Source organism: Paracoccus fontiphilus, assembly GCF_017356265.1.
Taxonomy (GTDB): Bacteria; Pseudomonadota; Alphaproteobacteria; order Rhodobacterales; family Rhodobacteraceae; genus Paracoccus; species Paracoccus fontiphilus.
In genome coordinates, this window is sequence record NZ_JAFNAW010000018.1 from 30,852 (window position 1) to 55,943 (window position 25,092).

The 25,092-nt window shown below is 66.5% G+C and carries 23 protein-coding genes and 1 pseudogene; 9 read left to right on the top strand and 15 right to left on the bottom strand.

The features are described 5' to 3' along the window. Positions 1-2 precede the first annotated feature (2 nt). The gene (locus J0F76_RS08655; RefSeq protein WP_207468016.1) at positions 3-950 is read right to left on the bottom strand and encodes a phosphatidate cytidylyltransferase; all 948 of its coding nucleotides are present in this window, start codon (positions 948-950) and stop codon (positions 3-5) included. Then, on the bottom strand, positions 950-1,591 hold the full coding sequence (locus tag J0F76_RS08660; protein WP_341351574.1) for a lysophospholipid acyltransferase family protein: 642 nt from the start codon (positions 1,589-1,591) through the stop codon (positions 950-952). The genes J0F76_RS08655 and J0F76_RS08660 overlap by 1 nt, the downstream gene beginning before the upstream one ends. A gap of 245 nt (positions 1,592-1,836) precedes the next feature. Between J0F76_RS08660 and J0F76_RS08665 the strand changes: the two genes are divergently transcribed. From J0F76_RS08665 to cysW, 4 genes are read left to right on the top strand one after another with little or no spacing between them, the layout of a single operon-like run. Continuing rightward, positions 1,837-2,934, top strand: a complete 1,098-nt coding sequence (locus J0F76_RS08665; RefSeq protein ID WP_207468030.1) for a sulfate/molybdate ABC transporter ATP-binding protein — start codon at positions 1,837-1,839, stop codon at positions 2,932-2,934. Next, positions 2,931-3,926 (top strand): sulfate ABC transporter substrate-binding protein, encoded by a 996-nt coding sequence (locus J0F76_RS08670; protein ID WP_207468032.1) that lies wholly within the window; start codon positions 2,931-2,933, stop codon positions 3,924-3,926. Before J0F76_RS08665 ends, J0F76_RS08670 begins: the two co-directional genes overlap by 4 nt. Before the next feature lie 2 nt (positions 3,927-3,928). Then, positions 3,929-4,780 (top strand): sulfate ABC transporter permease subunit CysT, encoded by an 852-nt coding sequence (gene cysT, locus J0F76_RS08675; RefSeq protein WP_207468034.1) that lies wholly within the window; start codon positions 3,929-3,931, stop codon positions 4,778-4,780. After that, a complete protein-coding gene (gene cysW, locus J0F76_RS08680; RefSeq protein ID WP_207468036.1) occupies positions 4,777-5,610 on the top strand; it encodes a sulfate ABC transporter permease subunit CysW in 834 nt (277 codons plus the stop codon). The genes cysT and cysW overlap by 4 nt, the downstream gene beginning before the upstream one ends. Here the strand turns inward: cysW and J0F76_RS08685 are convergent, their stop codons facing one another. Then, a complete protein-coding gene (locus tag J0F76_RS08685) occupies positions 5,611-6,933 on the bottom strand; it encodes a sigma-54-dependent transcriptional regulator (protein ID WP_207468038.1) in 1,323 nt (440 codons plus the stop codon). It abuts the gene before it with no gap. Next, positions 6,930-8,612 (bottom strand): sensor histidine kinase, encoded by a 1,683-nt coding sequence (locus tag J0F76_RS08690; RefSeq protein ID WP_341351575.1) that lies wholly within the window; start codon positions 8,610-8,612, stop codon positions 6,930-6,932. The genes J0F76_RS08685 and J0F76_RS08690 overlap by 4 nt, the downstream gene beginning before the upstream one ends. Before the next feature lie 205 nt (positions 8,613-8,817). On the opposite strand from J0F76_RS08690, the gene J0F76_RS08695 reads away from it, so the two are divergent. Further along, positions 8,818-10,188, top strand: a complete 1,371-nt coding sequence (locus J0F76_RS08695) for a dicarboxylate/amino acid:cation symporter (protein ID WP_207468042.1) — start codon at positions 8,818-8,820, stop codon at positions 10,186-10,188. 55 nt (positions 10,189-10,243) lie between these two features. Here the strand turns inward: J0F76_RS08695 and J0F76_RS08700 are convergent, their stop codons facing one another. The 8 genes from J0F76_RS08700 to J0F76_RS08735 are packed head-to-tail and all read right to left on the bottom strand — an operon-like array spanning position 10,244 to position 19,022. Beyond that, the gene (locus J0F76_RS08700) at positions 10,244-11,203 is read right to left on the bottom strand and encodes a 2-hydroxyacid dehydrogenase (RefSeq protein ID WP_207468044.1); all 960 of its coding nucleotides are present in this window, start codon (positions 11,201-11,203) and stop codon (positions 10,244-10,246) included. 6 nt (positions 11,204-11,209) lie between these two features. Then, the gene (ggt, locus tag J0F76_RS08705) at positions 11,210-12,808 is read right to left on the bottom strand and encodes a gamma-glutamyltransferase (protein WP_207468046.1); all 1,599 of its coding nucleotides are present in this window, start codon (positions 12,806-12,808) and stop codon (positions 11,210-11,212) included. Between the two features lie 33 nt (positions 12,809-12,841). Further along, positions 12,842-14,440 (bottom strand): GMC family oxidoreductase, encoded by a 1,599-nt coding sequence (locus tag J0F76_RS08710; RefSeq protein ID WP_207468048.1) that lies wholly within the window; start codon positions 14,438-14,440, stop codon positions 12,842-12,844. Beyond that, on the bottom strand, positions 14,440-15,438 hold the full coding sequence (locus J0F76_RS08715; protein ID WP_207468050.1) for a branched-chain amino acid ABC transporter permease: 999 nt from the start codon (positions 15,436-15,438) through the stop codon (positions 14,440-14,442). Before J0F76_RS08715 ends, J0F76_RS08710 begins: the two co-directional genes overlap by 1 nt. Position 15,439: 1 nt before the next feature. After that, the gene (locus J0F76_RS08720) at positions 15,440-16,327 is read right to left on the bottom strand and encodes a branched-chain amino acid ABC transporter permease (protein WP_207468052.1); all 888 of its coding nucleotides are present in this window, start codon (positions 16,325-16,327) and stop codon (positions 15,440-15,442) included. A gap of 2 nt (positions 16,328-16,329) precedes the next feature. After that, on the bottom strand, positions 16,330-17,034 hold the full coding sequence (locus tag J0F76_RS08725) for an ABC transporter ATP-binding protein (RefSeq protein ID WP_207468054.1): 705 nt from the start codon (positions 17,032-17,034) through the stop codon (positions 16,330-16,332). Then, positions 17,031-17,804: an ATP-binding cassette domain-containing protein gene (locus J0F76_RS08730; RefSeq protein WP_207468114.1), complete on the bottom strand. Its 774-nt coding sequence runs from the start codon at positions 17,802-17,804 to the stop codon at positions 17,031-17,033. Before J0F76_RS08730 ends, J0F76_RS08725 begins: the two co-directional genes overlap by 4 nt. Before the next feature lie 15 nt (positions 17,805-17,819). Beyond that, on the bottom strand, positions 17,820-19,022 hold the full coding sequence (locus J0F76_RS08735; RefSeq protein ID WP_207468056.1) for an ABC transporter substrate-binding protein: 1,203 nt from the start codon (positions 19,020-19,022) through the stop codon (positions 17,820-17,822). A gap of 190 nt (positions 19,023-19,212) precedes the next feature. Here J0F76_RS08735 and J0F76_RS08740 point away from each other — a divergent pair, with 190 nt between their 5' ends. Continuing rightward, entirely contained in the window at positions 19,213-20,091 is an 879-nt protein-coding gene (locus tag J0F76_RS08740) for a LysR family transcriptional regulator (RefSeq protein WP_207468058.1), read from the top strand. A 57-nt stretch (positions 20,092-20,148) separates the two neighbouring features. Here the strand turns inward: J0F76_RS08740 and J0F76_RS08745 are convergent, their stop codons facing one another. From J0F76_RS08745 to J0F76_RS08755, 3 genes are read right to left on the bottom strand one after another with little or no spacing between them, the layout of a single operon-like run. After that, positions 20,149-20,775: an RraA family protein gene (locus J0F76_RS08745; protein WP_207468060.1), complete on the bottom strand. Its 627-nt coding sequence runs from the start codon at positions 20,773-20,775 to the stop codon at positions 20,149-20,151. 27 nt (positions 20,776-20,802) lie between these two features. Continuing rightward, entirely contained in the window at positions 20,803-21,804 is a 1,002-nt protein-coding gene (locus J0F76_RS08750) for a hydroxyacid dehydrogenase (protein WP_207468062.1), read from the bottom strand. Positions 21,805-21,856: 52 nt separating this feature from the next. Continuing rightward, entirely contained in the window at positions 21,857-22,531 is a 675-nt protein-coding gene (locus J0F76_RS08755; protein WP_207468064.1) for a GntR family transcriptional regulator, read from the bottom strand. 483 nt (positions 22,532-23,014) lie between these two features. Here J0F76_RS08755 and J0F76_RS08760 point away from each other — a divergent pair, with 483 nt between their 5' ends. The 3 genes and pseudogenes from J0F76_RS08760 to J0F76_RS21155 all read left to right on the top strand — a co-directional run. After that, entirely contained in the window at positions 23,015-23,896 is an 882-nt protein-coding gene (locus J0F76_RS08760; protein ID WP_207468065.1) for an NAD(P)-dependent oxidoreductase, read from the top strand. Between the two features lie 89 nt (positions 23,897-23,985). Then, positions 23,986-24,456, top strand: a complete 471-nt coding sequence (locus tag J0F76_RS08765) for a tripartite tricarboxylate transporter TctB family protein (RefSeq protein ID WP_207468067.1) — start codon at positions 23,986-23,988, stop codon at positions 24,454-24,456. 59 nt (positions 24,457-24,515) lie between these two features. Next, positions 24,516-25,070 (top strand): annotated as a pseudogene (locus J0F76_RS21155) (tripartite tricarboxylate transporter permease); the annotation flags it as partial. Between the last annotated feature and the right edge of the window lie 22 nt (positions 25,071-25,092).

The window sequence follows — 25,092 nt, forward strand, 5'->3', positions numbered from 1 at the left end:
GCTTACCCCGTGGCCCAGAAATACCGTGTGAGATGAAAGAAGATCGGCGCCGAGAAGACGACCGAATCCAGCCGGTCGATGAAGCCGCCATGACCGGCAATGGCGTGGCCCCAGTCCTTGACGCCCCGGTCGCGCTTGATGGCGGACATCACCAGCCCGCCCAGGAAACCCATCAGCGTGATCACGGCCCCCATCAACGCCGCGTGCCAGGGCGAGAAGGGCGTCATCCACCACAAGCCCGCCGCGATCAGCGTCGCCGACAGCGCGCCGCCGATGAACCCCTCGATCGTCTTCGACGGCGACAGCGCGGGGGCGATCTTGCGGCGCCCGGCCAGCTTGCCCCAGACATATTGCAGCACGTCGCTGATCTGCACCACGATGACCAGGAAGGCGATCAGAAGGACGTTCCGCCCCTCGTATCCGGGGATGGGCAGGTTCAGAAGCGCCGGGACATGGGACGCGCAATAAACGCAGATCATCAGCGCCCATTGCATCTCGGCGACGCGGACCAGGAAATTGCGCGTCTCGCCCCTCAGGGCCGAGACGATGGGCAGCAGCAGAAACACATAGACCGGGATGAAGATGGCGAAGATGCCATATTGCTGGTGCCAGATCAGCGCATACTGGACCGGCAGGACGACAAAGAACGCGCCCACCAGCGTCCAGTGATCGGACCGGGTTGCATTGGTCAGGGTCATGAACTCTCGCAGCGCGGCCAGCGAGCAGATCGCAAACAGCAACAGCACGCCCGCCTTGCCGCCCAGAAAGGCAAGCCCCAGCGCGATCACCATGACCCACCAGGCGCGGATGCGATCGTTCAGGTTCTCGACGGCTTCGTTCCGCCCGTCGGGGGACAGCTTGCGCCGCAAGGCCCAGCCAATCGCCGAGGCGACAAGCAGCACGACGCCGATCCCGGCCAGAACGGTCAGCAGGTCGGATCTGGCGGTCATCAGGCGGCCTCTCGCACGGGGCGCAGCGCAAGAAGCGCATCGCGGGCGCGGCCCAGGAAGGCGTCCTTCTCCTCGGCCACGTCAAGGCGCAGGGGCGCGCCGAAGATCACCTTGCACATCAAGGGCACGGGAATGAAGGCGCCCTTCGGCAGCACGCGGTTCAGGTTCTCGATCCAGACGGGCACCAGATCCACCTGCGGACAGGCCCGCGCCAGATGGTAAAGGCCGCTGCGGAAAGCCAGCAGGTCGGCATCGGTCAGGTTGCGCGTGCCTTCGGGGAACAGGATCAGCGATGCGCCTTCGCGCAAGGCCTCGGCCATCTGCCCCACCGGGTCGCTGCCGTCCTGCGCCCGTGTCCGGTCGATCAGCACCGCATTGAACACGTCGCGGCCGACAAAGCGCCGGATGCCGCCGCCCCAATAGTCCGCGCCGGCGACCGGGCGCGTCCTGCGGCGCAGCGGATCGGCCAGGACCGTCCAGATCAGGATGAAGTCGCCGTGGCTGGCGTGGTTCGCGAAATAGATCCGTTGCCGCCGGTCCAGCGGATCGGCCCCGCGCCAGATGGCCTGAACCGCCGTCACAAGACGCGCGAACAGCGCAATGGCGCGGCCGACAAGCGTTGCGATTGTGTCGCGGATCACGACGTCTCCTGTGTTGGTGGGGGAACGCTACAGGCGGCAAGTCCCGGGAAAAAGGAAAATATCTGCTTGGAAAGCATTGCAGCGCCAGAAACGTCGTGGATCGGGCGCCCCTGTGGATCAACCCCCTTCCTTCCGGCCGCAGAAGGGAACAACGTCCTGATATCCGGCAAGCAAACGCAGCCTTCGCTTCCTTGGCAATCACCTGTCCCGTTGCTAACTGTGACGCGCAAACAGGAAGGCTGCCCATGTCGCTTGTCATCTCGCATCTTGCCCGGCGCTTCGGCGCGACCCCTGTCCTGCGCGGGATCGAGCTGGAGGTGCGGCAAGGCGAGCTGATCGCGCTTCTGGGGCCCTCGGGGTCGGGCAAGACGACGCTTCTGCGGATCATCGCCGGGCTGGACTGGCCGGATGCGGGCGGGCTGTCCTTCGACGGCACGGACTGGCTGGCAAAGTCGGCGGCCGAACGCCGGATCGGCTTTGTGTTCCAGCACTATGCCCTGTTCCCGCACATGACCGTGCGCGACAACATCGCCTTCGGGCTGACGGTCCTGCCGCGAGCGACCCGTCCGGGCCAGGCCCAGATCGCGGCAACGGTCGACCGGCTGCTGCGCTTCCTGCAGATCGACGGGCTTGCCGACCGCTACCCGGCGGAACTTTCGGGCGGACAGCGCCAGCGCGTGGCCCTGGGCCGCGCCATGGCGATCGAACCGCGCGTGCTGCTGCTGGACGAGCCCTTCGGCGCGCTGGATGCCCAGGTCCGGCGCGACCTGCGCCGCTGGCTGCGGGGCGTCCATGACAGCACGGGCACCACCACCATCTTCGTGACCCACGACCAGGAGGAAGCGTTCGAGCTTGCCGACCGGGTCGTGGTGATGAACGGCGGCGTGGTCGAGCAGATCGGCCACCCGGACGAGATCTACGACCATCCCGCCACGCCCTTCGTCGCGCGCTTCCTTGGGCTGACGGTCGAACTGCCCATCGCCATGCGCGCCGGCCGGGCCGAGGCGTCGGGCCTCGATCTGTCCGCCCTGCCCCGGCGCGCCATTCCGGACGGGCCTGCCACGCTGTTCCTGCGCCCGGCCGACATCCAGCCCGTCCCCGACCCCGCCGCCCCCTTCCGCGTGACCGAGATCGCCTCGACCGGCGCGCTGCTGCGGATCGTCGCCGAGTCCGACACCGGCTGCCGGATTGAGGCCGAGGTTTCCCGCCGCGAGGGCCGCGACCTTCGTGTCGGCCACGCCGTCGGCCTGCGCCCGGCAGCAGGCCAGATTTTCCCCGGCGGCGCGACACCCCTCGCCCGGCCGGCATCCGCACCAAAGGCCCTGAAGGAGGCTCGCCCGTGAAAACCCGTCTGACCACCGCCCTTGCCCTTGCGCTGGGCCTTGCCTCGCCCGTGGCCGCCCAGGATGCGATCCTGAACGTGTCCTACGACATCGCGCGCGAGTTGTTCGCGGAACTGAACCCGGTCTTCGCGCAAAAGTGGCAGGAACAGACCGGCCGCAGCGTGACCATCGACCAGTCGCATGGCGGATCGTCCAAGCAGGCCCGCGCGATCCTGGAAGGGCTGCCCGCCGACGTTGTGACCTTCAACCAGGTGACCGACATCGACGTCCTGGCGGAAGGCGGCCTTGTCGATGAAAACTGGCGCGAGGCGTTCCCGAACCAGGCCTCGCCCTATTATTCGCTGCCCGCCTTCCTGGTGCGCGAGGGCAATCCGAAGAACATCGACGACTGGGACGATCTTGCCCAGGACGGCGTGCAGGTGATCTTCCCGAACCCCAAGACCAGCGGCAATGCGCGCTATACCTATCTGGCGGCCTATGCCTATGCGCTGGACAAGAACAACGGCGACCAGGCGGCGGCGCAGGACTTCGTGAAGAAGGTCTTCGCCAATGTCCCGGTCTTCGACCAGGGCGGCCGCGCGGCCACGGCGACCTTCGCCGAACGCGGCATCGGCGACGTGCTGATCACCTTCGAGGCCGAGACCGGCGGCATCGCCCGGCAATATGCCGACGCCAAGCTTGAACGGGTCACGCCTTCCCTGTCCGTGCTTGCCGAATTCCCCGTCGCCGTCGTGACCGAGAACGCCGAGGACAAGGGCACGGCCGAGGTGTCGAAGGCCTACCTGGATTTCCTCTACTCGCCCGAAGCGCAGCGCGTCCTTGCCCGGAACTTCAACCGCGTGCATGACGAGGGCATCACCGCCGAGTTCGCGGCCAACTTCCCCGACGTGAAGCTGGTCACGGTCGAGGATGTCTTCGGCGGCTGGGACAAGGTGCAAGAGGAACACTTCGCCGAAGGCGGCATCCTCGACACGGTCTTCGTGAACCAATGAGCATGGCGGCGATCACGGCGGCCCAGGCGGGGCGCCAGCGGCGGGTGCTGCCGGGCTTTGGCCTGACGATGGGGCTGACGCTGACCTATGTCGGCATCATCGTCCTGCTGCCCGTGATCGCCCTGGTCCTCAAGGGGGCCGAGATCGGTCCGGTCCGCTTCTGGGCCATCGTGACCGCGCCCCGCACCCTAGCGGCGTTGCAGTTGACGATCACCGCCGCCGCCCTGGCCGCGGCCTTCAATGCGGCCTATGGCCTGCTGATGGCCTGGGTGCTGGTCCGCTACCGCTTTCCGGGGCGCAGGCTGCTGGACGCGATGATGGACATCCCCTTCGCCCTGCCGACCGCCGTGGCGGGCCTGTCGCTGACGGCGCTGTTTTCCGAAAACGGCTGGTACGGGCAGTTCCTGGCGCCCGCCGGGTTTCCGGTTGTCTATACCATCTGGGGCGTGGCCATCGCCATGTCCTTCACCTCGATCCCTTTCGTGGTCCGGACCGTGCAGCCGATCCTCGAGGACATGGACCGCAGCCAGGAGGAAGCCGCCCGCACCCTTGGCGCGACGCCCTTGCAGATCTTCGTCCGGGTGATCTTTCCGGCGATCCTGCCGTCATTCCTTGTCGGCACGACGATCGCCTTCGCCCGGTCGCTGGGAGAGTTCGGCGCCGTCATCTTCATCGCGGGCAACCTGCCCATGAAGACCGAGATCGCCTCGCTTCTGGCGGTGATCCGGCTTGAGGAATACGACTACAACGGCGCCGCCGCCATCGCGCTGACCCTTGTCGCCATCGCCATGGTGCTGCTGGTCCTGTCGAACTGGCTGCAGTCGCGCCTGACCCGGCGGAGGGTTCCGGCATGACGCCCGTCACCCCGCCCGCGGCACTTGCCCCGCGCCAGGACCGCAAGGCGCAATGGCTGCTGATCGGGCTTGCCGTGGCGCTGACCCTGTTCATCGTGGTCGTGCCGCTGCTGTACATCCTGTGGCGCGCGCTGTCCGAGGGGCTTGCGGTCTTTGCCCAGAACATCCTTGCGCCCGACACGCTGCACGCGATCTGGCTGACCTCGGCGGTGGCGATCGTCACCCTGCCGGTCAACCTGTGTGTCGGCATCGCCGCGGCCTGGCTGATCGCGCGCTTCACCTTTCCCGGCCGCAAGGCGCTGCTGACGATCATCGAGCTGCCGTTCTCGATCTCTCCGATCATCGCGGGCGTGTGCTATCTGCTGCTTTACGGCCGCCAAGGCCTGCTTGGGCCTGCGCTTGCCGCCGCCGACATCAAGATCCTGTTCGCGCTTCCCGGCATCGTCCTTGTGACGCTTTTCGTCACCGGCCCCTTTGTCGCGCGCGAGGTCCTGCCGCTGATGCAGGCCCAGGGGTCGGAACAGGAACAGGCCGCGCTGACGCTTGGCGCCTCGGGCTGGCAGATCTTCCGGCGCGTGACATTGCCCAACATCCGCTGGGCGCTGCTTTACGGCGCCGTTCTGGCGACGGCGCGGGCGGTGGGCGAGTTCGGGGCCGTGTCGGTCGTCTCGGGCGCGATCCGGGGGCAGACCATGACCCTGCCCCTGCAGATCGAGCTGTTGTTCAACGATCTGAACGTCGTGGGGGCCTTTGCCGCAGCCTCGACCCTGACGCTGATCGCGCTTGTCGTGCTGGTTCTGAAGACGCTGATCGAGGCGCGGACCCGCTGATCAGGGCCGGTAGTCGGTTGCCTTGATCCCGTGGCGGGCAAGCTTGTCGTAGAAGGTCTTGCGCGGCAGGTGCAGGCGCTGCATCGCGGCCGTTGCGTTGCCGTCCGCCAGCCGCAGGGCATCGCGGATCAGTTCTGCCTCGTAGGTTGCGACCAGTTCCGACAGACCGGCGACGGGCGCGTCGGGCCGGGGTGTGAACGTGGTCACGCCGATGGCCTGGCTTTCGGCGAAGCCGCGCAGTTCGGGCAGGTTCCCCGGCCAGCCATGGGCCGACAACCGCGCCTTGACCGCGCCGGTCATGGGCGGCGCGGGCCGGTCCAGGCGCGCGCAGGCGGCAAGAAGGAACTGGCGGTAGAGCGCCGGTATATCCTCGCGCCGGTCGGCCAGCGGCGGCACCGGCAGGACGGTTCCCGACAGGCGATAGAACAGCCTTCGGTCGAAACCGCCCTCGGCCGCAAGCCGGTCGAGGTCGGCATTTGTCGAGGCAAGCAGTTGCACATCCATCGCGCGGGGCGCAGCGGCGCCTGCGGGCCAGAACTCGCCCGCCTCCAGGATCGACGACAGTCGCGCCTGCATGATCGGCGACAGCGTATCCACCCGATCAAGAAACAGCACCCCGCGTTGCGCCCGCTCAAGCTGTCCGGTCTGACGGGCGCCGCGCGGTCCCGTGGCCTCGCTTCCCAGCAGGTCCGCATCGAAGCGTGCGTCGTCCAGGGCATCGCAGGCCAGGTGGACGAAGCTGCGCGACCGGCGCGGCCCTTGCCGGTGGATGGCGCGGGCCACGATCAGCTTGCCCGAACCGTCCGGCCCGCTCAGCAGGGCATTTCCCCCGGCATCGGCCACGCGGTCCAGCGTCGCGCGCAGATGCTGCATGACCTCGCTGCTGCCTCCAAGCTCGGGGAAGCTGTCGGCGGCGTCGTGGCTGGCCTGCCGCAACTGGCGGTTTTCCAGAACAAGCGCTCGGGCGCCGGCGGCGCGGTTCAGCGCGGCCAGAAGAACGTCGCGCGCCACCGGCTTGGTCAGGAAGTCATAGGCCCCCGCCTTCAGCGCGGCCACGGCCATCGGCACGTCTCCATGCCCGGTCAGCAGGATCACCGGCAAGTCGGGGTCGATGGCATGCAGGTGCCGGAACAGTTGCAGCCCGTCCATGCCCGGCATCCGCACGTCCGACAACACCACGCCCGGAAAGTCGGGCGTGATGCCTGCCAGGGCCCCGGCCGCCGTTCCGAAGTCCTGGACCTCGAACCCCGCCATCCGCAAGGTCTGGACCTGCGCCGCGCGCAAATCCTCGTCGTCGTCCACAAGCCGGACCAGTCCCGTCATGCCGCTTTCCTCAGGGTCAGGCGGAACGTGGCGCCTTGTCCAGGCACCGGCGCATCTGCGGTCAGCTCTCCGCCAAGATCGCGGGCAATGTCCCGAGAGATGACAAGCCCCAGCCCAAGACCCTGCGCCTTGCTGGTGGCGAAGGGGGCGAAAAGCTGCTCTGCGACCTGGGGCGAAAGGCCGGGGCCATTGTCCGAAACGGTCAGCGTGACGCGGTCGCCCGTCGCATCGACCCCGATGCGGATCCACGGGTCGGGGGCGTTCTCCTGCGCCTCGAACGCGTTGGTCAGCAGGTTGACAAGGATCTGCTCCACCCTGACCTGCTCGCCGATGACGGCAAGTTCGTGGGGGATCGGGGGCAGATGAACCGGCATGTCGCTGGCCTTGCGGCGGCTGGCGGTCAGCATCAACGATGCCTCGATCACCGGGCGCAGAGCGACGGCGCCCACCTCTCTGGTGGGCTTGCGGGCGAAGCCGCGCAACTGGTCGGTGATCTGGCCGATCCGGTCGGTCATGCGCGCGATGCGCGCCAGGTTGTCGCCCACCGGCCCGCCGGGCTGCATCGCCTGCCCGTTTTCGGCCAGAAGGCGAATCGTGGCGAGCGGCTGGTTGATCTCGTGCGCGACGCCCGCGGTGATCTGGCCCATCGTGGCCAGCTTGTTGGCCTGCACCAGGTCGGACTGCATCTGCGACAGGCGGTGCTGCGCAGACTGGCGCTCGCGGATTTCCTCGGATAGATCGCGCGTGCGTTCGGCCACCGCGCGTTCCAGTTCGGCGCGATAGGCGCGATCGGCCTCGGCCTTGCGCAGGCGGCGGCGGTGCGAACGGCGGGCCTGATCCCCCATCGCCAGCAGCAGCAGCATCGCCAGACCTGCGGCCCCTGCGGCATAGGCCGCGGTTTGCCGCGCTTCCCGCGTGGGCACAGACATGGTCACGGTCCAGTCCGTTCCCCTGACCGGCAAGGCGATCGGCAGACTGTCGGGGGATGCGGGCAGGCCCAGGGTGAACCGACGCGCGGCATCGGTCGTGATGATGACGCGGCCATCGCCCTCGGTGACGTGCGTGGCGTTCGGACTGCGCGCCCAAGCAGCCTCGATGGCGTCGAATTGCACCTTGACAACCACAACCCCCAGTAGCGCCGCGCCGTCCCGTATGTCGTGGGACAGGTACAGGCCCGGCTGCCCGCTGACCGTGCCGAGGGCGAATTCCATCGCGGTCGGCCGCGCCCGGCGGAAATAGGCGCGGAAGCTGTAGTCATGTCCGACAAAGCTGTCGGGCCGGTTCCAGTTGGACGCGGCAATGGTCCTGCCGCGCGCGTCCAGCAGATACAGCACCGTGCTTTGCGTCGCGACCCGCAGGCGTTCCAGCTTGGCCGAGACCGCGTCGCCACCCTTGTGCCCGGGCTCGCGCAGCGCATCCTTGACCATCGCGTCGTCGGCCAGGATCGCCACCACCGCCCGCTGCCGGTCCAGGATGCTTTCCAGCGTCAGTGCCCGCGACTGCGCGGCGGCCAGACCTTCGTCGCGCAGGTTCTGCAGGGCCCCGCTGCGGATCGCCCAGAAGGTCGCGACGGGAACCAGCAGCAGCAAGGCCAGCGCCGCCAGCAGCACGAGCCAGCCTGCCAGGCGCGGCAAGGACGAATCATGCGCGATCTTTCTGACGCCTTGGGTTTCCTGCACGCGGCGGCTTCCTGCTGGGTGTTTCCATTTCCACACTAGCAGGTCCCGCCTGTGTGGAAAACCACACATATTTGCGGCGCTATCAGGTGAAAACAGCCATGTTTTCAGCGCATTGCCGATATGACGCAAGTTTTTTGGGCGCCGCTGCCAACGACTTAGGATGGCCGTCATCCAATCGACACAAGAGGCAGGAGGAGGCCTTTCCATGCAGCTGGACACTTCCGCGCATCCCGTGGCCCATGAGAAGCGGCCGTTCTATCGTCATCTGTATTTCCAGGTCATCATCGCCATCGCGGCGGGCGCCCTGCTGGGCCATTTCTATCCCCAGACCGGCGAGGCGCTGAAGCCGCTGGGCGACGGCTTCATCAAGCTGGTGAAGATGATCATCGCACCCGTGATCTTTCTGACCATCGTGACCGGGCTTGCCGGCATGGGATCGCTGCGCGGGGTGGGGTCGGTCGTCGGCAAGGCCTTTGCCTATTTCCTGACCTTCTCGACCCTGGCGCTGATCGTCGGCCTGATCGTGGCCAACGTGATCCAGCCGGGCTCGGGCATGAACATCGACCCGGCCTCGCTCGATTCCTCGACGGTGGCGACCTACACCGAGAAGGCGCACGAGACGTCGCTGACCGGCTTTGTCATGGACATCATCCCGACGACGCTGGTTTCGGCCTTTGTCGAGGGCAACATCCTGCAGGTGCTGTTCGTCGCGATCCTGTTCGGCATCGGCCTGATCCTGGTCGGCGACAAGGGCAAGCCGGTCCTGAACATCCTTGAATCCGCCTCGTTCGCGATCTTCCGTGTCGTGGACATCCTGATGAAGGCCGCGCCCATTGGCGCCTTCGGAGCCTTCGCCTTCACCATCGGCAAGTACGGCATCGCGTCGATCATGAACCTGGCGATGCTGGTGGGCACCTTCTACCTGACCTCGGCCATGTTCGTGATCGTGATCCTGGGCGCGGTCTGCCTGGCCAACGGCTTCTCGATCTTCAAGCTGATCTCGTACCTCAAGGCGGAAATCCTGCTGGTGCTGGGCACCTCGTCGTCCGAATCGGCACTGCCCTCGCTGATGGAGAAGATGGAAAAGGCGGGCTGCGCCCGTCCCGTGGTGGGACTGGTCGTCCCGACCGGCTACAGCTTCAACCTGGACGGCACCAACATCTACATGACGCTGGCCGCGCTGTTCATCGCCCAGGCGACGAACACCGACCTGTCGCTGCAACAGCAGGTCCTGCTGCTGCTGGTCGCGATGCTGTCCTCCAAGGGAGCTGCGGGCGTCACCGGCGCGGGCTTCATCACGCTGGCCGCGACCCTGTCGGTCGTGCCCACCGTTCCCGTCGCCGGCATGGCGCTGATCCTGGGCGTGGACCGCTTCATGTCGGAATGCCGCTCGATCACCAACTTCATCGGCAACGCCGTCGCCACCGTCGTCGTCAGCCGCTGGCAGGGTGCGCTGGACCGCGAGAAGTTCGACGCCGTGATCGGCGGCCGCGAACCCGAGGGTCTGGCCGCCCCCGTCACCGGCCTGGCCATGCACCCCGCCGGGCTGCAACTGGGCGAACGCAGCGCCGACTGATCGTTCTTCGGCAAGCATGAAGGCACCGCAGCGATGCGGTGCCTTTTTTCCATTGTCAGACCAGGATGTCGATCTGGCGCGGCGGCGTGCCGTTCTGCACCGCCACCAGGTTCTCGATCATGCGCATGACCGAAGGGGCGAAGCCGGACGCATCGAGGGCCGCGAGATGGGGGGTCAGAACCACCCGTTCCAGCCCCAGCAGGGGATTGTCCTGCTCCAGCGGCTCGACCGAGAAGACGTCGATCCCGGCACCCCGCAAGCGGCCTTCGCGGATCGCCTGGGCAAGGTCGGCCTCGACCAACACGCCCCCTCGGGCGGCATTGACCAGGATCGCGTCGGGTTTCATCAGCGCCAGCCGATCCCGGTCGATCAGGTTGCGGGTGCTGTCGTTCAGCTCACAGTTCAGCGTGACCACGTCCGACGCGGCCAGCAGATCCTCCAGCGGGACATGGCGGGCGTTCAGATCCGCCTCCTCGGCCGTGGGCAGCGGGGTACGCTGCGTGTAGAGGACAGGGCACCCGAAGCCGCGCAGCAGCCGCGCCAGGGCCTTGCCGACATGGCCCATGCCGACGATCCCGACCGTCCGCCCCGACAAGGTGGTCGAGGTCGGCCCCACCTCGCCCTTGGGCCAATCGCCGCGCTGGATGCCGACATGGCCGCGCACGATGTTGCGGTTGACGGCAAGGATCAGGCCCAAGGTGGTTTCCGCGACAGCCGCGGCGTTCGAGCCGGTGGTCCGAAGCACCCGCACCCCATGCTGGCGCGCGGCCTGAAGGTCGATCCCGTCATAGCCGACGCCCCATTTGTGAACCGCCCGCAGGCCGGGCACGGCAAACATCGGCGCAGTCACCGGCACGTCGCCCGTGATCGCGAATGTGGCGCCCTGCAGCCCGGCCAACTGGTCCTGCGGGGCACGCGAGGTCGTGGTGGCGATGGTCCACCGTTCGGGCAGGAAGGGGCGCAGACGCTCCAGCCGCTGGGGGGTCGAGGGGTCGAGAAGGACGATCTTCGTCATGGAACCTCAGATCACGAAGCGGATGCCGGGGCGGGCAAGCCCGCCGCCTTGCGCCATGACGGTGCCGTCCGCGCGCCAGCAGGCCGCGCCGGTCATGGTGCCGTTGGCGGCGAAGCCGATGGCGTTCATGCCGCCGCCGATGGTCTTGACCAGCCGCACGTCATGGCCGCGCGCGCGCATCGCCGGTGCCAGGTCGGCGTAGGCCGGTTCCAGCTCCAGGTGATGCCCCTCGGTCCACAGGCGCGGCGCCTCGACCGCCTGTTGCAGGGTCATGCCGTGGTCCAGCAGGTTGACGATGGCCTGCATGGCCGACGGAAAGATCCGCACCCCGCCCGGCAGACCCAGCGCATAAAGCGGGCGGCCATCCCGCATCACCATCATGGGCGCCATCGAGGTCGGCACCCGTTTGCCCGGCATGACCGACAAGGCGCGGCCCGGCCGGGGGTCATAGTTCAGCATGTAGTTGTTCGGGATGATCCCCGTCCCCGGCACCATGAAGCGGGCACCCCACAGCCCGTTGATCGTATGCGTCGCGCTGACGATGTTGCCATCCCGGTCGGCCACCGTCACATGCGTCGTGTCACGGCTTTCATGGGGCATCCGCAGCCTAGCATAGTCCTTGGACGTGAAGCGGTCCACCGGCACATCGACGAAGTCAGGATCGCCCGAGGCTGTCCGCCGATCCTCGAAGGCAAGCACGATGGCCCGCGCCATCAGATCCATCGCGTCGGGATTGCCGAAGCCCATGCCGCGCAGGTCATGGGGTTCCAGCATGTTCAGCATCTGGACGACATGAATCCCCGAGGATGCGGGCGGCGGCGGACCGGCAATGGTGAAGCCGCGATAGGTGCCGAAGATCGCCTCGCGTTCTATTGCCCTTGCAGAGGCCAGATCGGCCAGGGTGACATGGCCCCCACCCGCCAGCCGGTCCACCAGGGCGCGGCCCAGATCGCCGCCATGCAGCGCGGCGTCGCCCTGCGTCTGGATCAGCCGCAGGCTTTCAGCGTAATCGCCCATGACCAGCCGCGACCCCGGCGCCAGCGGGTCGCCGTCCGGCAGGAACAGGCGCGCCATCTCGGGGTCGGTGCGCAGATCGTCCTCATGCTCGCGAATGGCGCCGTGCAGATAGGGGCTGACGGCAAAGCCGCGCGCGGCGGCCCGGACCGCCGGTTCGACCACATCGGCCCAGGGCAGGCGACCATACCGCCGCTGCATCAGGCACCAGCCGCGCAGGTTGCCGGGCACGGCGACGGCCGACGGCCCGACAAGGTTCCGTCGCCCCTCGGTCTCCATATAGGCGTCGGGCAGGTCGGACACGGGACGGAACATGTCCGGCCGCGCGCCCTGCCCCGCCGCCGACAGCGCGTCGATCACCACATGCCGCCCGTCCGCCAGCCGCAGATGCGGGATGCCTCCGCCCGCGACGCCGACCATCATCGGCTCCACTACCGTCAGGGTCAGCAGCGCGGCCACGACGGCATCGACGGCATTGCCGCCGATGGCCAGCATCTCGGCCCCCGCAGCCGTCCCAAGCGGCGCGTTGGTCACGACGACGCCCGCCGATCCCGAGGCCGGGCGCTTTTCGCAGGTGAAGGGCAAGCTCATGGCGACCACCCTAGGCGGCGGATGGAAGTGGGATCAAGCCCGCGCATCCTCCAGCATCATGCGTGCGGCCTTTTCCGCGATCATCATCACCGGCGCGTTGGTGTTGCCGCTGGTGATCGTCGGCATGACCGAGGCATCCGCGATCCGCAGCCGCCCAAGCGCCCGCATCCGCAGGCGCGGGTCCACGACGGACCCGTCGTCCGCGCCCATCCGGCAGGTGCCGACCGGGTGGAAGATCGTCGTGCCGACCGCGCCCGCCGCCTTGACCAGATCGTCGTCGGTCTGGAAGGCGATGCCCGGCACATGCTCGCTGGGATCAAAGCGGGTGAAGGCAGGCTGGGCCGCGATCTTGCGCGCCAGCCGGATCGCGCGGACCGCCACGTCACGGTCGCCGGGCGTGGAGAGGTAGTTCGGCCGGATCGCCGGATGGGCGCGGAAATCCGGGCCGGTGACATGGACGGACCCCCGGCTTTCGGGCCGCAGGTTGCACACGCTGGCCGTCATCGCCGGAAAGGCATGGACCGGGTCGCCGAACTTGTCGAGGCTGACCGGCTGGACATGAAACTCCAGATCCGCCGTCGCCTTGTCGGGACCGGATCGCGCGAAGATGCCAAGCTGGCTGGGCGCCATGGACATCGGGCCGGAGCGCTTCAGCAAATATTCCAGCCCGATGGATGCCTTGCCCAGCAGGCGCGAGGCCTTCTCGTTCAGCGTCGGCACGCCCGTGACCTTGTAGACCAGCCGCAGTTGCAGGTGGTCCTGAAGGTTCTCGCCGACGCCCGCGACTTCGACCTGCGGAGCAATGCCCGCCGCTTGCAGCATGTCGCCGCGTCCGATGCCCGACTGCTCCAGGATCTGCACCGATCCGATGGCGCCCGCCGACAGGACGGTTTCGCGCGCCGCTCGCGCTTCCTGACGCTGGCCGCCGTGGTGGAAGGCGACGCCCTTGACCTCGCCGTCTTCGATCACCAGCCGCTCGACCTCGGCCCCGGTCAGGACGCGCAGGTTCGGGCGGCGCAGGGCGGGGCGCAGGAAGGCCTTGGCCGCGCTCCATCGCCAGCCGCTGCGCTGGGTCACGTCGAAATAGCCGCTGCCCTCGTTGTCGCCCCGGTTGAAGTCGTCGGTGCGGGGAATGCCCGCCTGCTCGGCCGCCGCCATGAAGGCATCCAGCACGGCCCAGCGGACGCGGGCGGTTTCCACACGCAGTTCGCCTCCCGCGCCGTGGGTGTCGTCGGCGCCGCGATAGAAATCCTCCTGTGCCTTGAACAGGGGCAGGACGTCGTCCCAGCCCCAGCCGGTGCAGCCCATCTGCCGCCAGCCGTCGTAATCCGCCGCCTGTCCGCGCATGTAGATCATGCCGTTGATCGAGGACGACCCGCCGATCACCCGCCCGCGCGGATACAGAAGCTGACGACCGCCCAACCCTTCCTCGGCCTGGGTCTTGAAGCCCCAGTCGGTGCGTGGGTTGCCGATGCAATAGAGGTAGCCGACCGGGATGTGGATCCAGTGGTAGTTGTCGCGGCCCCCGGCCTCGAGCAGCAGCACGCGCGCCTTGGGATCGGCGGACAGGCGGTTCGCCAGCACGCAACCGGCGCTGCCCGCGCCGATGACGATGTAATCGTAGGTTTCCATCAGCTTTCCGACCTGAAGCCCAGCTTGCGGCCCAGGCGGCTGGCGAAGAACTCTCCGATAAGGCCGCGCCGGAAGACCAGCACGCAGACCATGAAGACCACGCCGGTGATGATCGTCACGGGGAAGTCCGAGGTGGCAAGATAGTTCTGCAGCGTCACCACCAGCCCCGCGCCCACGACCGGGCCCGCCAGCGTGCCGATGCCGCCCAGAAGGGTCATCAGGATCACCTCGCCCGACATCTGCCAGGTCACGTCGGTCAGCGTCGCGAACTGGAAGACCAGTGCCTTGACGCCGCCCGCCAGCCCGGCAAGCGCCGCCGACATCACGAAGGCGCCCAGCTTGTAGCGGCTGACGGAGTAACCAAGCGAGATGGCGCGCTGTTCGTTCTCGCGGATCGACTTGAGGATCATGCCGAACGGCGAGTTCACGAAGCGCCAGATCACCAGCAGCCCCAGGACGAAGACCGCCAGCACGAAGTAGTACATGGTCATCGTGTCGGACAGGTCGATGATGCCGAACAGGCGGCCGCGCGGGACGGACTGGATGCCGTCCTCGCCATGGGTGAAGCCCGCCTGCAGGCAGAAGAAGAAAAACATCTGCGACAAGGCCAGCGTGATCATGGCGAAATAGATGCCTTGGCGGCGGATGGCGATGGCGCCCATCACCAGCCCAAGGGCCGCCGCGCCCAGAACACCCAGCAGGATACCGGCCTCGGGCGACCATCCCCAGACCTTGACGGCATGGGCGGTGAAGTAGGCGGAGCCGCCGAAGAAGGCGGCATGGCCGAAGGACAGCAGCCCCGTGTAGCCCAGCAGCAGGTTGAAGGCCGCCGCGAACAGGCCGAAGGCCAGAAGCTTCATCAGGAAGATCGGATACAGGAACTGCGGCGCCAGCAGCAGCGCGGCGGCGATCACGGCCAGCAGCGCAAGCTGGATGGCCCCGGCCTTGGGATGGATGGCGACGTGTTCGGTCGGGATGGGTTCGGATTTGCCGGCCATGTCAGGCATCCTTTCCGAAAAGGCCCGCGGGCCGGAGGATCAGGACGATCGCCATGATGACGAAGATCACGATGTTGGACGCCTCGGGGTAGAAGACCTTGGTCAGCCCCTCGACCACGCCCAGCATGTAGCCGGTGACGATGGCGCCCAGGATGGACCCCATGCCGCCGACCACGACCACGGCGAAGACGATGATGATCAGGTTCGACCCCATCAGCGGGCTGACCTGATAGACGGGCGCCGCCAGCACTCCGGCAAAGGCCGCAAGCCCCGCGCCAAGCGCATAGGTCAGCGTCAGCAGCAGGGGCACGTTGACGCCGAAGCTTTGCACCAGCACCGGGTTTTCCGTGGCCGCGCGCAGGTAGGCGCCGAGCTTCGTCTTTTCGATCAGGAACCAGACGCCCAGACAGACGATCAGCGAGGCCACGACCACCCAGCCGCGATAAACCGGCAGGAACATGAAGCCCAGGTTCACCGCCCCCGTCAGCGCGGCGGGCGCCGCATAGGGCATCCCGGATGCGCCGTAGAAATACCGGAACGTCCCCTCGATGGCCAAGGCAAGGCCGAAGGTGAACAGCAGCCCGTACAGGTGGTCCAGCTTGTAAAGCCTCGACAGCATCGTGCGCTCGATGATCGCGCCGAAAAGGCCGACGATCAGCGGCGCGGCGATCAGCGCCAGCCAGTAGTTGACCCCGCCAACCGTCAGCAGCAGCAGCGCCGTGAAGGCGCCCAGCATGTATTGCGCGCCATGCGCGAAGTTGATCACCCGCAGCAGGCCGAAGATGACGGCGAGGCCAAGCGACAGCAGCGCATAGAACGACCCGTTGATCAGGCCGACCAGCAACTGTCCCATCAGCGCGGCGACGGGGATGCCGAAGATCATGGTCATGGTTACACCCCCAGTTCCCGATGCAGCAGGTCCATCCGGTTCGGCAGGTCCGACACGGGAAATTCGGCGGTCATCGTTCCGTGGTCCATGAGGTAGAAGCGGTCCGCGACCTTGGCGGCGAAGCGGAAGTTCTGTTCCACCAGCACCACGGTCATGCCGCGTTGTTTCAACTGCCGCAGGACGTCGCCGATGGCGTTGATGATGACCGGGGCCAAGCCTTCGGTCGGCTCGTCCAGCAGCAGGCAGCGCGCCCCGGTGCGCAGGATGCGCGCCATGGCCAGCATCTGCTGTTCACCCCCCGACAGCTTGGTGCCGGGGCTGTTGCGGCGTTCCTGGAGGTTCGGGAACAGGTCGTAGATCTCGGCCACCGACATGCCGCCCTCGGCGACCTTGGGGGGCAGCATCAGGTTTTCCTCGACCGAGAGGGTGGCGAAGATGCCGCGCTCCTCGGGGACGAAGCCCAGGCCCGCGCGGGCGGTCTTGTGCAGGGGCACGGACATCATGTCCTGGCCCGCAAAGGTGATGCGGCCGGTGCGCTTGCGCAGGATGCCCATGATCGCGCGCAGGGTGGTGGTCTTCCCCATGCCGTTGCGGCCCAGGATGCAGATCATCTCGCCTTCGTTGACGTGCAGGTCCACGCCATGCAGCACATGGCTTTCGCCGTACCAGGCCTGAAGCCCGGCGGTTTCCAGAAGCGGAGCCGTCATCCTTCGGTTCCCATATAGGCGGTGCGCACGCGCGGATCGGCCGAGACGGTGGCATAGTCGCCCGTCGCGATGATCTCTCCGCGTTGCAGCACGGTGACGTGGTGGCAGATGTCGGCGACCACGTTCAGGTTATGCTCGACCATCAGGACGGCGCGGGTTTGCGCGACGTCGCGGATGATCTCGGCCACCATGCGCACGTCCTCCTGGCCCATGCCGGCCATGGGTTCGTCCAGCAGCAGCACCTCGGGGTCCAAGGCCAGCGTCGTCGCGATCTCCAGCACGCGCTTGCGACCATAGGACAGGTCGGCGGCGCGGTGGTCGCGATAGGGCGTCAGGCCAAGGTCGTCGATCAACTGGTCCGCGCGCCCGTTCAGCCGGTCCAGCGAGGACAACGGCTTCCAGAACTGCACCGCCAGCCCGGCGGGACGTTGCAGCGCGACCTTGACGTTCTCGCGCACCGTCAGGTGGGGAAAGACGGCCGAGATCTGGAACGATCGCACCAGCCCCATCCGCGCCACCTTGTCGGGCTTAGTCTGGGTGATGTCCTGGCCCAGAAGGGTGATCTTGCCGCGCGTGGGTTGCAGGAACTTGGTCAGCAGGTTGAAGACGGTGGTCTTGCCGGCGCCGTTCGGCCCGATCAGCGCGTGGATGCGGGCATGTTCCACGTCCAGGTCGACGTCGTTGACGGCGGTGAAGCCTGCAAAATCCTTGCCGAGACCGCGGGCGGACAACACCACCCGCGGTTCGGTTTGCGTCATGGCTGGCGCAATGGTCATGAACGCGCCTTACTGCGTGACCAGCGGGCAGCCGCTCTTGGCCGGGTCCATGAAGGCTTCGCTGCCCGGAATGGTCGCCAGCACGTTGTAGTAGTCCCACTCCTCGGTGATGTCGGCGGGGGCCTTCACCTCCATCAGGTAGACGTCCTTGATCAAGCGGCCGTTGGCGCCCACCCTGCCGTCCTGCGCGAAGACGTCGTTGATCGGCAGTTCGTGCAGCTTGGCCGCGACGGCTTCGGTCTCATCCGTCCCGGCGGCCTCGATGGCCTTCAGGTAGGAGGTCACGGCCGAATAGGTGCCCGCGTGGACCATGTTGGGCATCGACCCGGTGCGTTCCAGGAAGCGGCGGCCGAATTCCTCGCTTTCGGCATTGCGCTTCCAGTAGAAGCTTTCGGTCAGGTTCAGGCCCTGCGCCGCCTCGGCGCCCAGGCCGTGGACGTCGGCCAGCGTGAACAGCAGCGCGGCCAGCTTCTGCCCGCCCTGGGTGATGCCGAATTCCGCCGCCTGCTTGATCGAGTTCTGCGTGTCCGCGCCCGCGTTCGCTAGCCCGATCACTTTCGCGCCCGAGGCTTGCGCCTGCAGCAGGAAGGACGAGAAATCGGTCGAGGCCAGCGGGTGGCGCACCGATCCGACGACCGTGCCGCCCTGCCCCTTGACGAAGTTGCCGGTGTTTTCCTCCAGCGAATAGCCGAAGGCATAGTCGGCGGTCAGGAAGAACCAGCTGTCGCCACCTTCCTTCACAAGGGCGCCGCCGGTGCCGACGGCCAAGGCGTGCGTGTCATAGGCCCAGTGGAAGCCATAGGGCGAACACTGCGCGCCGGTCAGTTCGGTCGTCGCCGCGCCGGTGTTGATGGTGACCTTCTTTTCCTCGACGCTCAGCGCCTGGACGGCCAGACCCACGGACGAGGTCGTCAGTTCCATGATGGAATCGACCTGTTCGTTGTCATACCACTGACGCGCGATGTTCGACGCGATGTCGGGCTTGTTCTGGTGGTCGGCGGTCACGACCTCGATCGGTGCGTCCAGAACCTTGCCGCCGAAATCCTCGACCGCCATCAGCGCGGCTTCATAGGAATTCTTGCCGCCGAAGTCGGAATAGACGCCCGACTGGTCGTTCAGGATGCCGATCTTGACCTTGCCGTCGGAAACCTCGGCAACGGCGGGCGCGGCGATCAGACCGACGGACGCGGCGGACAAAAGCAGTTTACGCATACAACCTCCCCTAAGGCATGACCCCTTGGCGCCGCGACGAAGGGCCGCAAGCCGGGATGATGTCCTGTTCAAAATGACGAAGGCTTCTCCTCTGACCCTCGTTCGACGAAAGGATGACCCTAAAGTCACTTTGACACAAGCGTTCAAACGCGTCTAATTTCGTTCAGGTTCTGAACAAATTTGAACAGTCATGCTGAGTTGGGACGATCTTCAATTTTTTCTCGCCGTCTCGCGCGAGGGGCAGCTGTCGCGCGCCGCGCGCGTGCTGGGGACGTCGCACGTGACCGTGTCGCGCCGGATCGACCGGCTGGAACAGGCGCTGAACACACGGCTGTTCGAACGCAACCCTCGCGGATACGAGCCTACCCCGGCTGGCCGCCGCCTGGTCGAGATGGCGGAACGGATGGAGGAAGCGGCCGACCAGGGCACCGTGTCACGCCAGGCGGGTCCGCTTCGACTGGCGGTCCCGGAAGGCTTCGCCAGCCTTTTCTCGACCCACCTGTGGCCCGATTTCATCGCCAAGTTCCCGCTGATCTCGCTGGAGCTGATCACCATGTCGCAGATCCTGTCCTTGTCGCGGCGCGAGGCCGACATGTCGGTGACGCTGGACCCGATCTCCAGTGGCCCCTATCGGTCGGAACGGCTGGCGAACTACACGCTGCATCTTTATGCGACCGAAAGCTGTCTTGCCGCCAACGGGCCCATCACCCGGCGCGAGGATCTGCGCCGTCACCGCATCATCGGCTATATCGAGGAGATGATCTTCGCCCCCGGCCTCGACTACCTGGGAGAGGTCCTGCCGGGGCTGCGGGCCTCGATCAGAAGCTCCAGCGTCTTCAACCAGCTGGCTGCGGCGCGAAACCACCTAGGGGTCGTGGTGCTGCCGCATTACATAGCGGTCAAGTACCCGGAATTGCGGATCATCCTGCCTGACGAGGTGACGCTGACGCGCAGCTATTGGCTGACCTGCCATCGCGAGGTTCGCGCCATGCGACGGGAACGGGCGGTCATCGCCTTTCTGACCGACAGCCTTACGGCACGCGGGTCCGAACTGATCCGGACGCCCTGAAGATCCAACCCCTTCTCGGGAGGCCGCAATGGTTGCCTGCCACGGGAAGCCTCCAGCTTACCTGGCGTAGGCGCCCTTGTAGGTTCCCGTCGCGATCTGGCCCATGATCTCGGCTTCCTTGTGTTCCTGGGCAAGCGTGGCTTCAAGAAGGGCGGGCGCTTCATCCTGCGTGAAGGCGACAACCCCGTCCTCATCGCCCACGACGATATCGCCGGGCGAGACGACCATGCCGTCAAGGGAAACGGGAACGTTGATGAAGCCCGGACCGTTCTTGTAGGGACCGCGGTGGATGGCGCTGCGGGCAAAGACCGGGAAGCTGTCCGCGCCGATCTCGGCGGTGTCGCGGACCGAGCCGTTCAACACGAAACCGGCCGCGCCGCGCGATTTCGCGATGGCGACCATGATGCCGCCGATCAGGGCGCGCGTCGTCTCGCCGTCGCCATCAACGACGATGACGTCGCCCGGCTGCACAAGCTCCAGCGCCTTGTGGATGAACAGGTTGTCGCCGGCAGCGACGCGCACCGTCAGGGCGCGCCCGACCATCAGGCCCGCCGGCTTGTGGAACGGCCGCAGCCCGTTGGCGGCGGGCAGGCGTGACAGGTTGTCACTGATCAGCGCCGTGGCGGTTTTGGAAAACGCCTCGAAAAGGGCCTTTTCCTCGGCGGAGTTGGGTTCGAAGCGCATTGGTTTTTCCTTTCGGTTCAGATGCGGTTAGCGTGGCGCGGCTGGCAGTCGGCACGGTGCCCGTGCGGGGTCGGTCAGCGGCTGGTTGACGCAGAACCGGGGGCATTCTCCGCGCAGGACGGCCGCGATGTCAGCCAGGGCGGTCAGTCCGACCTGCCTCAGCGCCTCGTCGGTCTGGCCCGCCACATGCGGCGTCACGATCAGGTTGGGCAGGTCGGCGATGGGCAGGCGGTTGTGGGGAAGCGGCGTGACCATGTCGATGTTTTCCGCATCGAGGACATCCAGTCCCGCGCCGCCAAGCCTGCCCGACGCAAGCGCCCGGGCCAGGGCGTCCTCGTCCACCAGGCCGCCCCGTCCGGTGTTGATCACGATCGCACCCTGCTTCATCCTCGTGATGGCTGCCGCGTCGATGATGCCGCGCGTGGCCGGAAGAAGCGGAAGGTGAAGGCTGACCACGTCGGCCTCGGCCAGAAGGCGGCCCAGCGGAACGACATGGGGAAGGGTCTGGTCAAGACCCGGATCGGTGACAAGAACCGTCATCCCCAGAGCCCGGCCGATCTCGGCAACGACAGAGCCGATGCTGCCTTGGCCGACAAGCCCAAGGGTGCGGCCCGCAAGTTCGATCCCGTTCAGTTCGGCGCGCCGCTCGCCCCAGATCCCGCCCTGCGTCTGTGCGGACGCGACAGGCAGCTTGCGCGCCAGGCTGAGGATCAGGGCAAAGACATGCTCGGCCACCGCGCGGCTGTTGCCGCCCGGCGTGTTCGTGACCCAGATGCCGCGCCGGGTGGCGGCGGGGATGTCGACCGTGTCGGTTCCCACGCCATGTCTTGCCACGATCCGCAGGTTCGACGAGCCGGCCATCATGTCATCGGTGAAAAAGCCGCTGCGAAGCAGGACGGCATCGGCTTTCGCCTTTATGACGTCATAGGCCACAGCGTCGGGACCATAGCCCAAGGCAACCGTACCGAGTTCCGCTGCCGATGAGAGCACGTCGGAATGGACAGGACTGGAGACAAAGATCAGGGTCATGACCGTGACCCCGCCATTGCCGGGCAGGTTTCAGCCTGTGCCCAAGCCAGACTTACGGGTGCTCTGCCATCGCCTTGTGGGTCGATGCCTGTTTCGCCTCGAAGAAGGTACCTATGCTGACGCGCAGGTGGACCCACATGGCTTTGGAGGCGGCCTCGCGGTCGCGCATCTGGATGGCCGTCACGATGTCTCTGTGATGGCTCAGGCTGCGATACAGGGAGCTTTCGTCCATGACGTAGTAAGTCCCCAGCAGCATGGGCGTCCCGGCCGTCTGCATGGCTACCGTCTTCAGACGCGGCGAGGCCGAGGCCTCGATGATCAGGCTGTGGAAGTCGAAGTTCGTCCGTTGGAGTTCGGCAAGCCGGGACGGCCTGTCGGACTGCAGAATCTCGTGCATCCGCGTGTTCAGCGCCTCCAGCCCGGCGATCTGTTCGTCGGTTGCATGGTCCGCCGCCAAGGCTGCCGCATGAGGTTCCAGCACAAGCCGCAGCGACCAGACGTCCTGGATGTCCCGGTCGGTCCATTCCGCCACGAACATGCCGCGATGCGTTTCCGAGACGACAAGCCCGTCCTCGACCAGCCGCTTCAGGGCCGCGCGGACCGGTGTGCGGCTGATCCCCAGCTCTGCGGCGATGGCTCCTTCCTTCAACTGCGTCTTCGGCGTGTAGTGACCGGTCGTGAGCCGCTGCCGCAGATAGACATAGGCTGTTTCGCTTGCGTTGCTCATGCCGCCTTCCTGCACGACCGGACCTGTCCCCTTTTTCACAAGATGGCCCGCCAAGACAACCGTCCTGAACAAGGCAATGGCCGCCGATCCTGCCACAACGGCAGGCCAGTCCGTCGCGGGCGCTTCGGCCTGCAAGGCTCGACATCATCCTGTGTTCCTGCTTGGGCAAGCACTGCCTCCCGCAGTGTTCCGCAGCGCCGACAAAGCGCAGCGCGTATGTGCAAAATAAATACAATATCCGGTTAAGGTAAATATGGGAGCTCATTTTTTCCTCCACGGCTGGCTGGTACCTTTCTGCGCAGAAGGGGGATATGCCTCATAATACAATGTAAGTAATTGACTAAACTAAACTTATTAGATTTTTTTAGGATCATAACCACTCCACGCGGAGTATGCAGGATGCTTCAGGCGCATTTCCCGGCAAAGCAGCTATAGACGGACCGCTCAAAGATTGTTTATTAATTGTACAAGAGGAGAATCACCATGACCACTTGCTTCATCGGCTTCGGAGAAGTGGGACGCATCTACGCGCAAGCCTTTTCCGAAGCCGGGATAAGCGTCGACTACGTCTGCGAGGCTCGCTTTTCGGATGCCGGGCTGACGCTGGCCGGGGAACTGGGCGCCACCAAGCAGGCCTCGGTCGGTCCATGGCTTGCCGACTGCGACCTGGTCGTCTCGGCCGTCACCGGGTCCGTGGCCCTGGATGTTGTACGCAGCGCCCTGCCCCATATGCGCATGGGGGCGCTGCTTGTGGATCTGACCACGGCCGCCCCCGACCAGATGCAGCAGGCCGCGCAGGCCGCAAGGGAAAGCGGGCAGTCCTTCGTCGATGTCGGCATCCTGGGCGCCGTGTCGATCAGGAAAGGCGCCACGGCGCTTGTGGCAGCTGGCGACGGGGTGCAGACCTTTGTCCCGATCGCCCGGAAGCTTGGCGCCAGGATCAAGGTTCTTCCGGGCGAGGCCGGCGATGCCGTGCGGCTGAAGCTGTTGCGCAGCATCTTCACAAAGGGGCTGGAGGCGCTGGCCGTAGAAACCCTTGTTGCGGCAGAGTTGCAGAATCTCCGCGAGGAGTTCTACGACATCGTCGCCGATCTCGACGAAACGCCCCTGCGCCAGATCCTGGAGGTGTTCGTCCGGACCCATGTCGTCCATGCCGCGCGCCGGAGCCACGAGGTCCATGACGCCGGAATCCAGCTTGACCGCCTTGGCTTGACGCCGCTTGTCACGGACAGCGTGGAAGAACTGTTCCACCGGACCGCGTCTTTCGCCGGAACGTCCGGCTTTGCCGAGCCGCCTTCGATCGAAACCGCGCTGTCCTGGCTTGCGAACACCGCCACTGAACAGTCCAGGCAGGCCGTCGGCTAGGCCGATCCATACGGGGCCGGGAGGAGCCGTCCCCATGCCGGAACTCATGCCACGCCTATCGCGTGCAACAAGGGGAGGAGGGTGGGACCATGTCTCAAGCCCGCAATGCTGCTGGACGAAACGTCCTGAAGGAAACGAATGTCCTGGCCGGCATCCTGTTCATGGCCCTGGGCGGGGCCGCGTTCCTGCTGACACGCCATCTGTCGCTGGGCAACGCGCTGATGATCGGAAGCGGCTTCATGCCGCAGGCGGTCTCGGTCCTGTTGGTCCTGTTCGGCGCGGGCATCGCCATCGCCGGGCTGCGCCATCCCAGCGACCCTGTCGAGATCGGGTCGCTGCGCCCGTTGCTGACGGTGACGGTCTGCATTGCCGTCTTCGCCTTCACGCTGGAACGCCTGGGCCTTGTCGCGGCGATCCTGCTGGTGGTCGCGCTGTCGCCGCTGGCGGGGTCAAGGCCACGCCCGCTGCGTTTGGCCGCCGTGGGTGTCGCACTGGCCGCGCTGTGCACCGCCATCTTCGTCTGGGGCGCCAAGCTGCCCATCGCCGCGGGGCCGTTCTGATGGATGTCTTCGCCAACCTCGCCTACGGCATCGGCATCGCGGCCACCCCCGAGAACCTGATGTTCTGCTTCATCGGCGTCCTTCTGGGAACCCTGATCGGCGTCCTGCCCGGACTGGGGCCGACCGCGACCGTGGCCATGCTGCTGCCGATCACCTTCTTCCTGCCGCCCACGGGGGCGATCATCATCCTGGCCGGCATCTTCTATGGCGCCCAGTATGGCGGATCGACCACGGCCATCCTTGTCAAGCTTCCGGGCAAAAGCTCGGCGGTGGTCACCTGCCTCGACGGGTACGAGATGGCGCGGCAGGGCCGGGCCGGGGCGGCGCTGGCCATTGCCGCGCTGGGCTCGTTGTTCGCGGGCTGCGTCACCGCCGTGGTGATCGCCCTCGCCGGCCCGCCCCTGGCCGAGATCGCGATCCTGTTCGGCCCCGCCGAATATGTCGCGCTGCTGACCGTGGGCCTGATCGGCGCGGTCGTCCTGGCCAGCGGGTCGCTGCCCAAGGCCATCGCCATGGTGCTGCTGGGCCTCTTGATCGGCTGCATCGGCACCGACCTGACCTCGGGCGAGAAGCGCATGACCTTCGACATGGCCTTCCTGTATGACGGGATCGGCTTCGTGCCGCTGGCCATGGGCA

Excerpts from the sequence above, each read along its gene's own strand:
- J0F76_RS08655 (WP_207468016.1), bottom strand. The coding sequence starts at position 950 with ATGACCGCCAGATCCGACCTGCTGACCGTTCTGGCCGGGATCGGCGTC.
- J0F76_RS08665 (WP_207468030.1), top strand. The coding sequence starts at position 1,837 with ATGTCGCTTGTCATCTCGCATCTTGCCCGGCGCTTCGGCGCGACCCCT.
- cysT (WP_207468034.1), top strand. The coding sequence starts at position 3,929 with ATGGCGGCGATCACGGCGGCCCAGGCGGGGCGCCAGCGGCGGGTGCTG.
- cysW (WP_207468036.1), top strand. The coding sequence starts at position 4,777 with ATGACGCCCGTCACCCCGCCCGCGGCACTTGCCCCGCGCCAGGACCGC.
- J0F76_RS08685 (WP_207468038.1), bottom strand. The coding sequence starts at position 6,933 with ATGACGGGACTGGTCCGGCTTGTGGACGACGACGAGGATTTGCGCGCG.
- J0F76_RS08695 (WP_207468042.1), top strand. The coding sequence starts at position 8,818 with ATGCAGCTGGACACTTCCGCGCATCCCGTGGCCCATGAGAAGCGGCCG.
- J0F76_RS08700 (WP_207468044.1), bottom strand. The coding sequence starts at position 11,203 with ATGACGAAGATCGTCCTTCTCGACCCCTCGACCCCCCAGCGGCTGGAG.
- ggt (WP_207468046.1), bottom strand. The coding sequence starts at position 12,808 with ATGAGCTTGCCCTTCACCTGCGAAAAGCGCCCGGCCTCGGGATCGGCG.
- J0F76_RS08710 (WP_207468048.1), bottom strand. The coding sequence starts at position 14,440 with ATGGAAACCTACGATTACATCGTCATCGGCGCGGGCAGCGCCGGTTGC.
- J0F76_RS08715 (WP_207468050.1), bottom strand. The coding sequence starts at position 15,438 with ATGGCCGGCAAATCCGAACCCATCCCGACCGAACACGTCGCCATCCAT.
- J0F76_RS08720 (WP_207468052.1), bottom strand. The coding sequence starts at position 16,327 with ATGACCATGATCTTCGGCATCCCCGTCGCCGCGCTGATGGGACAGTTG.
- J0F76_RS08725 (WP_207468054.1), bottom strand. The coding sequence starts at position 17,034 with ATGACGGCTCCGCTTCTGGAAACCGCCGGGCTTCAGGCCTGGTACGGC.
- J0F76_RS08735 (WP_207468056.1), bottom strand. The coding sequence starts at position 19,022 with ATGCGTAAACTGCTTTTGTCCGCCGCGTCCGTCGGTCTGATCGCCGCG.
- J0F76_RS08740 (WP_207468058.1), top strand. The coding sequence starts at position 19,213 with ATGCTGAGTTGGGACGATCTTCAATTTTTTCTCGCCGTCTCGCGCGAG.
- J0F76_RS08745 (WP_207468060.1), bottom strand. The coding sequence starts at position 20,775 with ATGCGCTTCGAACCCAACTCCGCCGAGGAAAAGGCCCTTTTCGAGGCG.
- J0F76_RS08750 (WP_207468062.1), bottom strand. The coding sequence starts at position 21,804 with ATGACCCTGATCTTTGTCTCCAGTCCTGTCCATTCCGACGTGCTCTCA.
- J0F76_RS08755 (WP_207468064.1), bottom strand. The coding sequence starts at position 22,531 with ATGAGCAACGCAAGCGAAACAGCCTATGTCTATCTGCGGCAGCGGCTC.
- J0F76_RS08760 (WP_207468065.1), top strand. The coding sequence starts at position 23,015 with ATGACCACTTGCTTCATCGGCTTCGGAGAAGTGGGACGCATCTACGCG.
- J0F76_RS08765 (WP_207468067.1), top strand. The coding sequence starts at position 23,986 with ATGTCTCAAGCCCGCAATGCTGCTGGACGAAACGTCCTGAAGGAAACG.